The organism is Caproiciproducens sp. NJN-50 (assembly GCF_004103755.1).
In the GTDB taxonomy this organism is placed as follows: domain Bacteria; phylum Bacillota; class Clostridia; order Oscillospirales; family Acutalibacteraceae; genus Caproicibacter.
This window is the reverse complement of the sequence record NZ_CP035283.1, coordinates 1,133,753-1,148,768: the sequence shown is the minus strand read 5'-3', so window position 1 is coordinate 1,148,768 and position 15,016 is coordinate 1,133,753. Positions and strand designations below refer to the sequence as shown.

Here is a 15,016-nt window from a genome sequence, read left to right as displayed (position 1 = left end):
TCAATTCATGGTCACACATTCCTTTCTTCAAGGAATCGTCCGCTGTTACAGGATGTGCAACGGCGCATCATCCCCGTTGTGATGCGCGGAGGCGGAAGCAGCCCGGCAGGCGGCAAAAGCAGTGAAAGAATCATGCCGGACGAAACATCCGCAACATTCATGGCAAATCTCTGCTGTTTATTACCTGATACACACTTGGAAAGGAGATTTAGCGCATTTTCCTTAAACGGTAAAGGGCAGTGAAAGGTTGAGGCAGAGATTCCATCATTTTAACCACGCCGGCTGGCTGAAAATTGTTCCAAAGGGGAAAAACAGCGCAATACGCGGCAGCTGATCCCCTCGGCAGGACGATTATAAACTGGCTGACGGCAAAAACGCGGCTATTACAGTCGACCATATTCAGATCTGTGCCCAAGCCGGAACACACCGCCAACGATGCTTAGGGTCTGAGGCAGAATTCCTGGACGGGCGCAAGTGTTTCCTTGCATATCGTCTGCGCCGCTTACATAGCGAATGCGATTCATTAATGAAAACCAAATGTCGGTGGCCGTCTTAACGAATGCAATTTTTAAGACCGCGCACCGCGCCGGCTGCAACTTTATGTTGGGTTCTGCATGGCTGAACCGGTTCGCACTGATATTCATTGTGTTTTTATATCGGCGTACCGTTCGGTTGAGACCCGCATCAGCGTGTCAAAAACATGACGGCGATGGGAATGCCGTGGAAATTCTGGCACGTCAGATTCACGAGGTAGAACACTGAAATGGACCGGCTGAGACGACCTTCTTTTTTCTCTGATACATTATAATTCATTCTCTAGCAACCATCATTCAAAAAGGCTGCGAAAGTGTCCAAGGCGCTTTTCAGCGAGTTTTACGCGTACGCTCGGGGACAAACCCATTCAGGGGGCTGGTTCTTGGAATCCGGCGCACATCTTGAAATCTGATGTGCCGTCTGATTGCGCACTCTGAAAAAAGCGGACTGCGGAAAACAGAAAGATGAAATACGCGCTTCCCAAACAATTGCAATGGCGAAGAATCGCAAGGGACAAGGGCATCGTCGCGTCCAAAACGGTCATCCCAGCGGCATTGCGGTCATCGTGAATCAAGGTTCGCACTGATAAAAATGAAAAAAGTATTGGGAGGAGAATGTCTATGTATGCACTGATAGCGTGTATTCCTATCGTGGTAGTGATTATTCTCATGGTGGCAATGAACTGGCCCGCAAAGCGCGCGCTTCCTCTCGCGTGGATTCTGGCCTGCATCTTTGCCCTGGCCATCTGGAAGATGAGCTTTCAGGGTGTCGCCGCCTATACGGTTGCCGGCTTCCTGAGCGCTCTTGAAGTCCTGTTCATCATCTTCGGCGCCATTCTGATCATGAACACCCTGAAGCACTCCGGAGCCATGTCGGCCATCAACCGCATGTTCAACGGGCTGACTCCCGACGCCCGCGTTCAGGCCGTCATCATCGGCTTCGTCTTCGGCGCGTTCATCGAGGGCGCCGCCGGATTCGGCACCCCGGCCGCCCTGGCCGGCCCGCTGCTGATCAGCGTCGGCTTCCCCCCGCTGGCGGCCGCCATTACGGCCCTGATCTATAACAGCACGCCTGTCAGCTACGGCGCTGTTGGAACCCCGACAAACACTGCTTTCAGCTGTGTGAAAGACGTTGTCGCTTCAAGGGGCGGGGACCCGGAGGCCTGGAAGATGGCTCTTTCCAAATGGACCGCGATTCCTCACGCCATCGGCGGTATGTTCATCATCTTCATCGGCGTGTGTATTCTGGTAAAGCTGTTTGGCAAGAACAAATCCTTCAAGGAAGCTTTGCCGGTTCTCCCGTTCTGCCTCTTCACCGGGGCTGAGTTCTGTATCATCTATGTGATCATTGCCACCTTTATCGGCCCGGAGCTGACTTCCCTCGTGGCTGCTATCATCACCCTGTTTACAATTCTGGCCATCACCAGAAAGGGCTTCCTGCAGCCGAAAAAAGTCTGGAGGTTCGCCGACCAGAGCGAATGGGATAAGAGCTGGCTCTCCACCGTCGAGATTCCTGAGACGAAAGTCAGCGACATGCCGCTGCTCAAAGCCTGGACCCCTTACCTTATCATCGCCCTCTGGCTGGTGCTCACCCGCATCCCCGCAATCGGCCTGAAGGCCGTCCTGAACAACGCGCCATTTATTCTTTCCATCAAGAACATCCTCGGCGTCAAAGACCTCAACTGGGATTTCAAATATTTATACAACCCGGGCATCGCCCCCTTTATTATCGTGGCACTGCTCACCATTGCTCTCCACGGCATGAAGGGCGACGAGGTCAAGAAAGCCTGGTCTGAATCCTTCACCCAGTGCAAAGGCGCGGCGATCGCCCTCTTCTTCGGCGTAGCGATGGTCTATGTGTTCCGCTATTCCAACGTCAACGCAAGCGGTTTGGATTCCATGCTCTTCCTCATGGCGAAGGGTCTTGCGGACATCGCCGGCAAAGCGTTTGTGGTTGTTTCTCCTCTGATCGGCGTTCTCGGTGCGTTCATGTCCGGTTCCAATACCGTTTCCAACACCCTGTTTGCTGGTCTGCAGTTTGAGACGGCCTCCATTCTGCTGATGCCCGAAGTGCTGATTGTGGCCCTGCAGAACATGGGCGGCGCCATCGGCAACATGATCTGCGTGAATAACGTGGTCGCTGCCTGCGCCACCACCGGAACCAACGGCAACGAAGGAAGAATCATCCGCACCAATATCTGGCCCTGCCTGATTTACTGCGCCATCGTCGTTATCATTGTCGGTGCCATGATTGCCTCCGGATTCAATCCTTATCCGCTCGCTGCGGCAAAATAACCCCGCAGGACGGAAATGAATTTTCAGGGAGCCTGGCTTTCCGCTGAAGCGGAAAGCCAGGCTTTTCTCTTTTCTTCAGACAATGTGAAACAGGTAGACGCCGGCATAGCTGACTACGGAAAGGAAAAGCAAAAATATAATGCAATATACAATGGCCTTGCGGATAATGGTGGCATCCTCTCCGACACAGCCGGTAGCTGCGGCAGCCATGGCAATGGACTGAGGGGAAATAATCTTGCCCACGGTGGCACCTGCTCCGTTTGCCGCGATGAGCCAGCTTTGGCTGATGCCAAGGGCAGAGCCGGTCTGGGCCTGAAGGCTGCTGAACAGAACGCACGCGGAGGTAACACTGCCCGTAATAAAAGTGCCGATTCCCCCGATGATGGGTGCGAAGAACGGGTACATGGGGCCGGTGATGGCAACCAATCCCAGTGCGATCGCGCTGATCATACCGCTGTAGCCCATGACCTTGGCAATGGCGATAATCGATACGATGGTGATAACGGCTTTGTACATCTGTTTAATGGAAGCAACAAACACGCTCCCAATATCGGAAAGCTTTGCACCTTGGACAAATCCGCCGATGATGCCCGCGATAATGATGATGACTCCGGGGGTGCCGATCCAAGTAAAGGTGTATAAGCTGTCTGCCTGACCGGTGTAAATATGTACGGGCGTTTTGATGGCAGCAATTGCCTTATTAATGGGCGGAAACAGATTAGAAGTGACAATCAGAAGCAGGAAAATCAGCAGGAAAGGGAACCAGGCCCGAAATATCTTTTTCCTGGAAAGTTCCTTCATCTTGGCCCGGGCATCTGAAACTCCGTCAAGGAAATACTCTGGATTGGTATCCTTATACATAAACTTGGCCATCAGAACAGTGACGATCAAGGAGCAGACGGCACCAAACAATGTAGGCAGTTCCGGGCCCACGGAGGCACCGATGATGTAAGAAGGAATGGCAAAGGCGATGCCGGATACAAGCGTGATGAGAAGCACGCCCTTGATTTTGCCGGATACCCGCACCATAAAGAGGGGGCAGACAACGGTCAGCACCGCAAGCTGCAGAGCGATGTAAGCGGCAAGCTGGGTAGCGGGGGCGTTTGTGAGGGAGGCGGCAGTGAGCACCGGGATTCCAATACAGCCGAACACTGCCACGGGCGCGTTGGAGATCAGGCAGATCAGGCAGGATTCAATCGGATGGAAGCCCAATCCGACCAGAATGGCGGCTGGGATCGCTACGGAAGTACCGAAGCCGGCCACGCCCTCCAGAAAGCCGCCGAAGCCCCAGGCAACGATAAGGACCTGGATGCGCCGGTCGGCGGAAATAGAGGACAGAGTCGTTTTTATGACTTCCATGCCCCCTGTCCTGACAGACAGGTTATATACAAAGATAGCCGCAATGACAATAATGCCAATGGGCCAAACGGCCATAGCCACGCCTTCCAGCGCGGCGGTAAAGGTATTCAGCAGGGACGTATGCCAACAAGCCATTGCGAGGATTGCGGAAATTGCAAGACCGATGGGACAACAGATATGGCCGGGTAACTTCAGAACGATAAAGCCTATGATAAGCCAGACAAGGGTAATAAGCGCAATCAGAAAATCGAATGTCATACTCTCTCCCCTTTTTATTGATTTAAACAGTGCCGGACTGGGACAAAGTATGCTTTTGCGGCATACAGAGCGAAAGATTTTCCGGCCGCGGTCCGGAAAATCGGCGCTGCGCCTCACCCGGCACTGTTTAACCAGTAACAGTTAAACCAGATGGAAAGAAATAAATATGGATTCATCGCGGGAATGCCGGGCACGATCGGTACTCTTTCCTTTCGTGTGCCGGATATCTGCTTCCCTCCTCTCCCCCGCTGCTGAAGGAACGAATTGCCTTGATTTATTTTCATTACAAGTATATACTAATCCTAAGAATAATTAAAACGAATCTTTCTTATATTTGAATTAGAAATGCTTATTCGAGAGGGTGGGAAAACGATGGAACGATATCTGGCGCTGATGAAAATTGTGGAAACCGGAAGCTTTACCAGCGCCGCCAACGATCTGGGGTATACACAGTCCGCAGTCAGCCAAATGATTCAGTCCCTGGAATCGGAGCTTTCCCTCCAGCTGCTGCACCGCTCCCGATCCGGTGTCAAGCTGACCCCGGAGGGAAAGGAACTATACCCCTACATTCAAAGCGCGGTGAATCATTACTGTGCTATGATAGAAAAGACAAAAGAAATGAAAGGCCTGGAGAGCGGCCTTATTCGGATGGGTACGTTTTCCAGCTATTCCAGCCAGTGGCTGCCTGCCGTCATCAAACAATTTCTGACTCTCTATCCCAATGTGCGTTTTCTGCTCCATCAGGGCGACTATACAACGATTCCGCAGTGGGTGCATGCGGGGGAAATCGATTTCGGCTTTATCAATCCGGACGCCGTCAGCGACCTAGAGACCATTTCCATAACCACCGGCGGCCATAAAGCCATTGTTCACCCCAGTCACCCTCTGGCCGCTCAAAAGGAGGTTACGCTGGAGCAGCTTGCAAAGGAACCGTTTATTCTGCTGGAAATGGGCTGTCTGAGCGAGCCGCTGGAGGCTTTCCACAAACTGGGTCTGGAACCGCATGTGAAGCTGCGGATGCATGACAACTTTTCCGTTTGCTCCATGGTGGAAGCCAATGTGGGCGTCAGCATCCTGCCCGATCTGGCACTCAAGAAGATGAACTTCAACATCGTCAGCCTTCCCACCGTTCCGCCCATTACCAGAAAAGTCGGTTTTGTCATGAAGAACCGGAACATTCTTCCCATTGCCAGTAAATATTTCATCGATTTCTTTCTCAAACATGCGCATGATTCTCTTCATGGAGCCGGCTCTTCCACGGACTTGTAAAATTGTAACGATGCATGAGAATTTTTTAAAAACAAAGACGGCTTTCACCGGATCTTCGGGAAAGCCGTCTTTGTTTTGTCTGCCGGGCCAATGTTATACCAATCTAAAAGCGCTCGTTCCGGTCAAATTCCGAAACGGGCGTCCGCTATTCCAGAATTTCAAATCCATAGTCCCGTATCAGCTTTTTTAAATGGAAGATATAACTTTCCGCCGCACTGCTTAAAACCGCTTTTGAGTTTACAATCCAGCCGATTTTCATTTTTTCTTCAGAAGCTGTTACAAGCGGAACGGACACGATATTCTCCCCATTCAGATCGGAGCTGAGAACCCCCGTGCAGATCGTGTAGCCGTTGAGCCCGATCAACAGATTGAAAAGCGTCGCGCGGTCGCTGACGTGGATCCTTTTCTTATGATAAATCGTGCTTAAAATCTCCTCTGAAAAATAAAAGGAATTGTACTCCCCCTGTTCAAAAGAGAGGCAGGGCAGATCTTCCAGGTCCTCTAAAGTAACAAACTTTCTTGCCGACAAAGGATTTGACGCGCTGACAAACACATGGGGAGCCGCCTCGAACAGGAGGTGAAATTCAAGCCGATTTTCCTTCAGCAGTTTGGAGATCACCTTTTCATTGAAATCGCTGAGATACAAAATCCCGATCTCGCTCCGCATGTTGATAACATCCTGGATAATATCATAAGTTCGGGTCTCGCGGAGGATGAACTCATATTCATCCGCATTGCTCTCTTTAACAAGTTCCACAAAGGCATTCACTGAAAACGCGTAATGCTGCGTTGATACAGAACATAGCTGGCGGGAAGGTTTTTTCCCCATGTACCGCTGTTCAAGAAGCTCCGTTTGTTCCACAACCTGCCGGGCATAAGACAAAAATTCCGCGCCGTCAATCGTGAGAGCGATCCCTTTTGCCGAACGGCTGAATATTTCAAAGCCAAGCTCACTTTCAAGCTCTCTCACCGCATTCGAGAGGCTGGGCTGTGTAATATAAAGCTGTTTGGCCGCCTCCGTAATAGAACCGTACTCCACAGCTTTTATGACATATTTCAACTGTTGAAGAGTCATATCCATCCGCCTCCAAACCCATGCCATGATTATACAATGATTTCAAAAAAATAGCAAAGAGCCGGAGCCAGAGCTTCCAACGGCTGATTTCAGGTTTGCGGCGGATTGATCGGCGTCCGAGGGTCAGGAAAGGTTTCCCCCCGCAAGCGCGGTCCTATTCCCAACTCCTTGTCCAAAAATACGAATGCCATCGCACAGGCCGCTTCAAATGCTTCCTCTTCCGTCAAAGAAAGGCTCATCAGCGGGATACGGCTTTTTAGGAATTGCACCTTCCTGTAAAAGTTCCCGGCAATGAAAAGGCCGCTGTCCGTCAGATGAATTTTTCCATACAGTTCTTTTGTCACCAGTTTTTTTTGAATCAGGACACCGAGCATTCTGGCGACGGAGGGGCGGGTTACCTGCATCCGTTCGGCAACGCTGGCGGACCTGACATCTGAAGCCGCCAGTGAAATTTCATAAATGGTATACAGATACCGCAGATGTGTGCTCGACAGCTCCACTTCGGATTCTCCTTAAGTATTGGGCACAGACGGAGTCTGTGCCCAGCTTTTATTTTGAACGGCTTTCTGCTCCGCAGTGCGGACAGCCGCCGCACTCCCCGCCGCAGGAGTTCCCGCGGCAGCTTTTCGCGTCACTGCACGCAGAGCAGGCGCCGTTCCTCGCAAGATAACGAACTGCCAGCCCAAGCAGCACGGCGATGACTGCCGTTACTAAAATCGTACCGAGACTCATAAAATCCGCCTCCTTCTACAAATGACTGCTTCCAATCCGCTTATGCATGCACCTTGGTCTCCAGGTATTGCGTGCTGTCCTTGCGGGCCGGACGGGCGATCAGGTAAATCACCGCTGCCGCGACGAGAACGGCGACAATCTGGCCGAATCCAAACGATGCGCCGAAGAACAGGCTTCCAAGCTGGTAGCTGACGAAAGCGAGAAGATAGCCGACCAGCGCCTGATAGCCGATGGCGATCCAGCCCCATTTTTTACTGCCCATCTCACGCATGGTCGTCGACATCGCGACAATGCAGGGAGGATCGAAAATATTGAGGAGCATGAACGAGAACGCGCCCATCGTTGTGAACATGGAAGCGATCCCCTGCGAAACCAGCGCGTCGTTTTCCGCGTCCGCGACCCCGTTCAGGACCGCCAGCGTGCTGATCGCCTGTTCCTTCGCCATCTCCGCGCTGATCGTCGCCACCGCGCCTTTCCAGCTGCCGAAGCCGAGCGGCGCGAAGAACCACGCGATCGCGTTGCCGATGTTGGCCAGAATGCTCTGCTCAATATCGACCATCCGCATGCTCCAGCTGAAATTGGAAAGGAACCAAATGATCACACAGGCGGTGAAAATAATGGTGCCCGCCTTAATGATGAAGGCGCGGGAACGTTCCCACATGTGAATGAGCACGCCCTTGAACGACGGGATATGGTAGGCGGGAAGCTCCATGACGAACGGAGCCGGGTCCCCTCCGAAATAGCTCGTCTTTTTCAGCGCGATGCCCGAGAGCACAATGATGGCGATGCCGAGAAAATACATGGCCGGCGCGATCAGCACCGAGCGCGGGAAAAACGTCGAGACGATCATGCCGATGATGACGGTCTTCGCCGTGCACGGGATGAAGGTGGAAAGCAAGATGGTCATGCGGCGGTCCTTTTCATTCTCGATCGTCCGGGCGGCCATGATCGCCGGCACGCCGCAGCCCGTCCCGATCAGCATCGGGATGAAGGATTTTCCCGAAAGCCCGAACCGGCGGAAAATACGGTCCATGATGAACGCGACCCGCGCCATGTACCCCGAATCCTCCAGAACGGAAAGAAAGAAGAAAATCAGCAGCATCTGCGGCACGAAGCCCAGCACGGTCCCCACGCCGCCGATGATGCCGTCGATGACCAGCCCCTGCAGCCAGTCCGCCGCGCCGATCGCCTGCAAGCCCGACGTCACCGCGTTCGGGATCCAGTCCCCGAACAGCGTGTCGTTGACCCAGTCGGTCGCCATGCCGCCGATCGTCGTGATCGAGATATAGTACATCAGGATCATGACGGCGGCGAAAATCGGGAGCGCCAGAAACCGGTTGGTCACGACCCGGTCGATCCGGTCGGAGGTCGAAAGGGCTCTCTGCTTTTTGTGCAGGCAGTTCGCCGTCAGCCTGGAGATGTATTCGTAACGCGCATTGGTGATGATCGTCTCGCTGTCGTCATCCAGCTCCTTTTCCGCCTCGCTTACGACTTTTTCCAGCCGCCCGCGTTTTTCCTTCGTCATGGAGAGCTCCGCGAGCACCTTTTCATCCCGCTCGAACAGCTTGACCTCATACCACCTCGCGCGCGGGGCCTCAAGAGTCCCCTCAAAAAGCTCGGAGAGCTTTTTCAGCGCGTCTTCGATCTTCGCGCTGAATTCGCACTGGAAATGAAATTCTTTCTTCTCCCGCGCAAGGCGGATCGCCTTTTCGGTGACCTCCCGCAAGCCGGTCCCTTTCAGAGCGGAGGTTTCGACAATTTCGCATCCCAGCGCCGCGCCAAGCTTCTCCGTGTCGATCCGGTCTTTGGATTTCTTGACCACGTCCATCATGTTCAGGGCAATCACAACGGGGATCCCAAGCTCAAGAATCTGCGTCGTCAGGTACAGGTTGCGTTCCAGATTCGTCGCGTCGACCAGATCGATGATGGCGTCCGGCCTTTCATTGATCAGATAGTTGCGGCTGACGACTTCCTCGAGCGTGTAGGGCGAAAGAGAATAGATCCCCGGCAGGTCGGTGATGACCACATCCTTATTCCCTTTCAGCTTTCCCTCCTTCTTTTCGACCGTGACCCCCGGCCAGTTCCCGACATATTGGCTGCTTCCCGTCAGGCCGTTGAACATGGTCGTTTTGCCGCAGTTCGGGTTGCCGGCAAGCGCTATTTTTATCCCCATCTGTGAAAAACCCTCCTTCAATTAATTAGCCTCTGCTAACTTCCCCGCAGAAAAATTTACGCTACTTCGATATGCTCTGCCTCATTCTTCCGGATGGACAGCTCATATCCGCGGACCGTGATTTCGATCGGGTCCCCCAGCGGCGCCACCTTGCGGACCGAGATCGCCGTCCCCTTCGTGATGCCCATATCCATGATACGCCGCCGCAGGGGGCCGGTCGCGGTAAGCGTCTTGACTGCAACGGTTTCTCCCGGTTTTACTTCTTTCAGTGTTTTCATAGCATTGATCGCTCTCCTCTTTCAAATCATGATCCGGTTCGCCATGCTTCTGTCCAGCGCGATGCGGCTTTCCTTCACCTGAAGGATGAGATTCCCCGCCAGCTCGCTGACCACCGTCACCAGGCCGCATTCCACAAAACCCATCGCGGCCAGATGCTGCCGTGTCTCGTCCTTTCCGTTGATCTTCCGGATCGTCACCGTATCCCCGGCTCTCGCCATCGTCAGAGGCATCATATCCTTTTCCTCCTTTAAGTTAGCATCGGTTAACTCTTGCCCTTTTTACAAGAGGTTAGGTCTCGCTAACCTCTTTCCTGATTTTAGTTTACCACCGCTAACCATGCCTGTCAAGCGTTTCTACAGACTTTCTTGCCAAAGTGGTCGATTTATGCTAACCTAAAGTAACACGGATGAAACATTTAAAAAATGAATGATCAAAATCTGCAAATTCATTTATTGTTTTCATAAACCCGAGCAAGACAGACATTCGCCATACCATTTTTTCACCGGGAGGAAGCCATGATTTTATCCGCAAGCAGAAGAACCGATCTTCCCGCTTTCTACTCCGACTGGCTCTTTCGCCGGCTGGTGGAAGGCTATGCTTTGGTCCGCAACCCAATCAACCTCAGGCAGGTGTCGCGCATCGCGCTCTCACCGGATACGGTCGACTGCATCGTGTTCTGGACCAAAAACCCCGCGCCTATGATGGACAAACTGGATGCAATCCGCAGAATGGGTTATGAATTCTACTTTCAGTTGACGCTGAATCCCTATAACGGAAAAATAGAGCGGTTCCTGCCCGAGAAAAACCTTTTGCTAAAAGCTTTTCGCAGGCTCAGCCGGGAAATCGGCCGGGAGCGCATCGTCTGGCGGTATGATCCCGTCATCCTGACCGGCGAGCTGACGCCTGAATGGCACCGCAGGGCATTTCGCCGACTCTGTGAACAAATCGGGGATTCGACGGAAGAATGCATTTTCAGTTTTGTGGACCGGTACAGAAAAAACGGCGGCCGTGCCTCCGAGCTGACACGTGAAATCACGCCTGAAAAAATGGAAGAGGTCGCTTCGGGATTTGCCGAGACGGCGCTCCGGCATGGTATTGCACTGAAAACCTGTTGTGAAGCAATTGATCTTTCCCGGTATGGAATCGGGCGCGCCCGCTGCATCGACCAAAACCGGATCGAACGTTTGGCCTGCTGCCCGATTCAAGGGGCAAAGGACCGGAATCAGCGCCCCGGGTGCGGCTGCATCCAGAGCATCGACATCGGCGCCTACGACACCTGCCGCCACGGCTGTCTTTACTGCTACGCCTGCGCCGGGGACGAAGCGGTGCGGAAACGCGTTGAAAATCACGACCCGCTCTCCCCTCTGCTGACGGGCCCTCTGCTTGAATCGGACCGGGTAACCAACCGAAAAACCGCCTCGCTGAAAAAAGAACAGCTCACTCTCCTATGATCTTCACCAGGGCGTGTTTATCTCTTTTGCCGTCAAATTCAAAATAGAAAATCTGTTCCCAGGTGCCAAAATCCAGTTTCCCGTCCGTGACCGCCACAACCGCTTCCCGACCCATAATCGTGCGCTTCAGATGCGCGTCCGCATTGTCCTCATAACCGTTGTGGCGGTAGCGGCTGTACGGCTTTTCCGGCGCAAGCTTTTCCAGCCAGTCCTCAAAATCCTGGTGGAGCCCGCTTTCGTCGTCATTGATAAATACGCTCGCGGTAATGTTCATCGCATTGACCAGCACAAGGCCTTCCCGAATACCGCTCTCCTTCAGGGCGTTTTCCACCTGCGGGGTGATGTTGACGATCCCCCTCCGGGTGGGGAGATGGAAAAAAAGTTCTTTCCGGAATGATTTCATTTTGAATTCTCCATTCTAAGCTCCATAACGATGGATGATTTCGGTTTCTATAAATTGTTCGAACTTTTTTAATTGTACTTCTCACCCTGCCCGTCCGCAAGAGGAAAAAACGGGGCGATCCGAAGGGAACCTTCCGCCAAAACAGGGCGGGAAGGGACACAGGGCCCGTAAGAGGTCCCTCACACCAACGAATCGAATCATTTCCTTGAAAATAAACGGTGTCGGTGCTATGATAATTGCATGGCTTTCTGCCCGGCAGAAATTGCCGCGGACGCCGCGTCCGTGTTGCGTGGGAGGCCTTTCAAACGGGAGGAGAATTTCATTATGCCGGACCTTTCGATCGCCGCGTCCGCTCTGATTGTCGCGGTGTTGTCCTATCTTCTTGGAAGCATCAGCTTTTCCATCATTTTCACGAGAAGGCTTTACAATAACACAGACATCCGAACGCTCGGCAGCGGAAACGCGGGCCTGACCAATGTGCTGCGCTCCGTCGGGGTCAAGGCCGGAATTCTGACGCTGATTTTCGACTTTGGCAAGGGTGCCGCTTCCGTCTGCGCCGGCCGGCTGATTTTTCTGCACATCGGAGCCCTTTCCGGGATGCCTCCTTATTTTGCCCAGTACGGAGCTTATCTCGCCGGCCTTTTCTGCATGATCGGCCATATTTATCCCGTTTACTTTGGTTTCCGGGGCGGAAAGGGCGTCCTTTCCTCCGCGGCAATGCTGCTGCTGCTGGACTGGCGGCTTTTCACCGTCGCCATCAGCATTTTCATCCTGGTATTCGCGATTTCTCAAATCGTATCCCTCGGTTCCATTCTGGCAGCCGTTTCCTTTCCGATTTCCAACTTCCTGTTTCTCTACTTTCAGGATTACATCGCTTGGGCGGCCGTGCCTCAGTCCTATGTCTGGATCACGACGATTTTTGCTTTTTTGATTTCTTCCCTGCTGATTTGGAAGCATCGGGAAAACATCAAAAGGCTGAGAAACGGAACGGAAAAGAAGCTTAAAATCCACAGATGAACGGCAAACCGCCTTTCTCCCGCCCTTTGTCCTTCGGGGTGGGATTTTTTGACCCCGTCGGTTCAGAATCGCAAAACTCCGTCATGCAGTTCCAGTAGCGTTTTGGCATGTGGCTCCTGCGGCAGACCGGATTGTGCCTCCCCTCGACCTCCACAGTCCGGTAATAGAGCCGCCACAGGGCCCGCGTTTCCCTCTCCCGCTCATCCGGGTCCGGCAGTTCCAGACCTTCGACCGGAAGGATCGCCGCCCGATGAGGCTGACAGACCAGCGCCGCTCCGTGCGCGCGGTCAAAAATCAGGAACCGTTCCTCCGGAAATCTTGCGCGGAAATGCGGCGCAAGCAGTGGAAGAACAAAATTTTTCGGCTCGATTTCGGCCGCGAGTGCGCCGTTAAACTCCGAAAACCGGATAAAGCCCTTCAGCAGATGCGATTCGCGGTCCAGAAATTCAACCGCACGGCTCAGCGTGTGGACCGTTTCATTTGTCAGCAGATTCATCACCTGCGGACCATACCGATATCCAAGGCGCAGAAAGAGCAGGATTTCACGTTCCTTCCCCGGCAGGCAGGTCAGAAAAGCGCGCCGGACAAAACCGGGAGCCCCCGCCCCGATTTTCCTCGGGATGGACGCGGCGACCCGCGCGGCTTTCGCGGCGTCGGCGACGATTTCCCGCTCCGGAATCAGCGTCGTCTGGACGTCGTCGGGAGAAAGAACGGCCGCCGGGATTTCCCTGCGGTCATAGCTCTCAAACACGCAGCACAGGAGTCCCTCAAAGCTGCCGTCGTAGCGGTAGATCACGTCGCGAGCCATTTCCTCACCTCCTCCCGCTCCGGTCCGGGCCCGCCGAAAAACGACAGCTGCTGCGGCGCGTCCTCCCAGGGCAGGTCGCGGCTGTAGAGATCCAGCTCGCGCGCGGACAGAAGCGCCCGAAGGATCGAATCCCGCGTCAGCCTCAGGCCGGGCACGGATCTTCCGTTACAGGTGATGAAATACTGCGCCCTTTTCAACACAACGCCCAGCTTTTTCAGGTCCTCCGGCCTCAGGGAAGCGGTCCGTCTGGCTGTCAAAATCCGTTTCGCGCCCGTCACGCCGATCCCGGGAACGCGGAGCAGCAGTTCCCTCGGCGCGCGGTTGACCTCCACCGGGAACGCCTCCATATGATTGAGGGCCCAATTGCATTTCGGGTCCACATAGGGGTTGAACGTCTGATGCTGCGGGTCGAGAAGCTCATCCGCGGAAAAGCCGTAATAGCGGAGGAGCCAGTCCGCCTGATACAGGCGGTGTTCCCGCAGAAGCGGGGGCTTTGTCCCAACGGCGGGCAACAGGCTGTTTTCCACAACCGGAAGATAGGCGGAGTAAAAAACGCGTTTCAGGCCGTAGTTCCTGTAAAGCCCCTGCGCCAGATTCAGAATGCGGTAATCGGTGTCGGGAGTCGCACCGACAATCATCTGCGTGCTCTGCCCCGCCGGCGCGAATTTCGGAGCGTGCCGGTACCGCACCAGTTCCGTCCTGTTCTGCCGGATGCCGTCCCGAATCCCGCCCATCGGCCCCAGAATGGAAACCTTGCTCTTGTCCGGCGCCAGCAGCGACAGGCTCTGATGCGACGGAAGCTCAATATTGACGCTCATCCGGTCCGCGAGCAGTCCGAGCCGCTCGATCAGCGACCGGTCCGCCCCGGGAATCGCTTTCGCATGGATATATCCGCAGAAGCGATAATCCTCTCTCAGGATCCGCAGTGTTTCAATCATCCGCTCACAGGTGTAATCCGGATTTCTCAGCACGCCGGAACTCAAAAACAACCCTTCGATATAATTGCGCCGGTAAAAGCCGATCGTCAGGTCGGCCAGCTCCCGGGGAGAAAACTCGGTTCGCGGCGTTTCATGGGAGCGCCGATTGACGCAGTACCGGCAGTCGTAGACGCACTTGTTGGTCATGAGGACCTTCAGCAAGGACACGCAGCGCCCGTCCGCCGCAAAGGTGTGGCAGATCCCGCAGGCTTCCGCGCTCCCGATCCCCCCGCGTCCGGCGGCCCGGTCCACACCGCTTGAAGTACAGGCCACGTCGTATTTCGCTGCGTCGGTCAGTATTTTCAGTTTATCGAACAGGTCCATGCCGTTTCCTCCCGCGTGCTCTTTTCCTCCATCATATCACAGAACATACGTTCTTGTAAAGGG

At 54.0% G+C, this 15,016-nt stretch carries 14 protein-coding genes; 4 read left to right on the top strand and 10 right to left on the bottom strand.

Translation table 11 applies throughout. The features are described from left to right. Positions 1 to 1,154: 1,154 nt before the first annotated feature. Complete coding sequence (locus tag EQM14_RS05465; protein ID WP_128742007.1) at positions 1,155 to 2,828, top strand: L-lactate permease; 1,674 nt, start codon at positions 1,155 to 1,157, stop codon at positions 2,826 to 2,828. Positions 2,829 to 2,903: 75 nt separating this feature from the next. Here the strand turns inward: EQM14_RS05465 and EQM14_RS05460 are convergent, their stop codons facing one another. Next, on the bottom strand, positions 2,904 to 4,445 hold the full coding sequence (locus EQM14_RS05460; RefSeq protein WP_128742006.1) for an L-lactate permease: 1,542 nt from the start codon (positions 4,443 to 4,445) through the stop codon (positions 2,904 to 2,906). Positions 4,446 to 4,817: 372 nt separating this feature from the next. On the opposite strand from EQM14_RS05460, the gene EQM14_RS05455 reads away from it, so the two are divergent. Continuing rightward, positions 4,818 to 5,714, top strand: coding sequence for a LysR family transcriptional regulator (locus EQM14_RS05455; RefSeq protein WP_128742005.1), 897 nt, complete (start codon positions 4,818 to 4,820; stop codon positions 5,712 to 5,714). A 145-nt stretch (positions 5,715 to 5,859) separates the two neighbouring features. Here EQM14_RS05455 and EQM14_RS05450 read toward each other — a convergent pair whose 3' ends face one another. From EQM14_RS05450 to EQM14_RS05425, 6 genes are all read right to left on the bottom strand, one after another. Next, positions 5,860 to 6,789, bottom strand: coding sequence for a LysR family transcriptional regulator (locus EQM14_RS05450; RefSeq protein WP_128742004.1), 930 nt, complete (start codon positions 6,787 to 6,789; stop codon positions 5,860 to 5,862). A gap of 89 nt (positions 6,790 to 6,878) precedes the next feature. Beyond that, positions 6,879 to 7,289, bottom strand: a complete 411-nt coding sequence (locus EQM14_RS05445) for a metal-dependent transcriptional regulator (protein ID WP_128742003.1) — start codon at positions 7,287 to 7,289, stop codon at positions 6,879 to 6,881. A gap of 49 nt (positions 7,290 to 7,338) precedes the next feature. Continuing rightward, positions 7,339 to 7,521 carry a FeoB-associated Cys-rich membrane protein gene (locus tag EQM14_RS05440; RefSeq protein ID WP_128742002.1) on the bottom strand — a complete coding sequence of 61 codons (183 nt, stop codon included), beginning with the start codon at positions 7,519 to 7,521 and terminating at the stop codon, positions 7,339 to 7,341. 40 nt (positions 7,522 to 7,561) lie between these two features. Then, positions 7,562 to 9,694, bottom strand: a complete 2,133-nt coding sequence (feoB, locus tag EQM14_RS05435) for a ferrous iron transport protein B (RefSeq protein WP_128742001.1) — start codon at positions 9,692 to 9,694, stop codon at positions 7,562 to 7,564. A 56-nt stretch (positions 9,695 to 9,750) separates the two neighbouring features. Beyond that, complete coding sequence (locus tag EQM14_RS05430) at positions 9,751 to 9,972, bottom strand: FeoA family protein (RefSeq protein ID WP_128742000.1); 222 nt, start codon at positions 9,970 to 9,972, stop codon at positions 9,751 to 9,753. Positions 9,973 to 9,993: 21 nt separating this feature from the next. Then, the gene (locus EQM14_RS05425; RefSeq protein WP_128741999.1) at positions 9,994 to 10,206 is read right to left on the bottom strand and encodes a FeoA family protein; all 213 of its coding nucleotides are present in this window, start codon (positions 10,204 to 10,206) and stop codon (positions 9,994 to 9,996) included. 282 nt (positions 10,207 to 10,488) lie between these two features. On the opposite strand from EQM14_RS05425, the gene EQM14_RS05420 reads away from it, so the two are divergent. Then, entirely contained in the window at positions 10,489 to 11,424 is a 936-nt protein-coding gene (locus EQM14_RS05420) for a DUF1848 domain-containing protein (protein ID WP_128741998.1), read from the top strand. On the opposite strand, the gene EQM14_RS05415 is transcribed toward EQM14_RS05420, so the two are convergent. Next, positions 11,411 to 11,827: a secondary thiamine-phosphate synthase enzyme YjbQ gene (locus tag EQM14_RS05415; protein WP_128741997.1), complete on the bottom strand. Its 417-nt coding sequence runs from the start codon at positions 11,825 to 11,827 to the stop codon at positions 11,411 to 11,413. The two genes, EQM14_RS05420 and EQM14_RS05415, sit on opposite strands and share 14 nt — an antisense overlap. A gap of 324 nt (positions 11,828 to 12,151) precedes the next feature. On the opposite strand from EQM14_RS05415, the gene plsY reads away from it, so the two are divergent. Beyond that, positions 12,152 to 12,844, top strand: coding sequence for a glycerol-3-phosphate 1-O-acyltransferase PlsY (gene plsY, locus EQM14_RS05410; protein WP_128741996.1), 693 nt, complete (start codon positions 12,152 to 12,154; stop codon positions 12,842 to 12,844). Here the strand turns inward: plsY and EQM14_RS05405 are convergent. After that, positions 12,828 to 13,652, bottom strand: a complete 825-nt coding sequence (locus tag EQM14_RS05405; RefSeq protein ID WP_128741995.1) for a TIGR03915 family putative DNA repair protein — start codon at positions 13,650 to 13,652, stop codon at positions 12,828 to 12,830. The genes plsY and EQM14_RS05405 overlap by 17 nt on opposite strands. Beyond that, positions 13,637 to 14,953 carry a putative DNA modification/repair radical SAM protein gene (locus EQM14_RS05400; protein ID WP_128741994.1) on the bottom strand — a complete coding sequence of 439 codons (1,317 nt, stop codon included), beginning with the start codon at positions 14,951 to 14,953 and terminating at the stop codon, positions 13,637 to 13,639. Before EQM14_RS05400 ends, EQM14_RS05405 begins: the two co-directional genes overlap by 16 nt. Between the last annotated feature and the right edge of the window lie 63 nt (positions 14,954 to 15,016).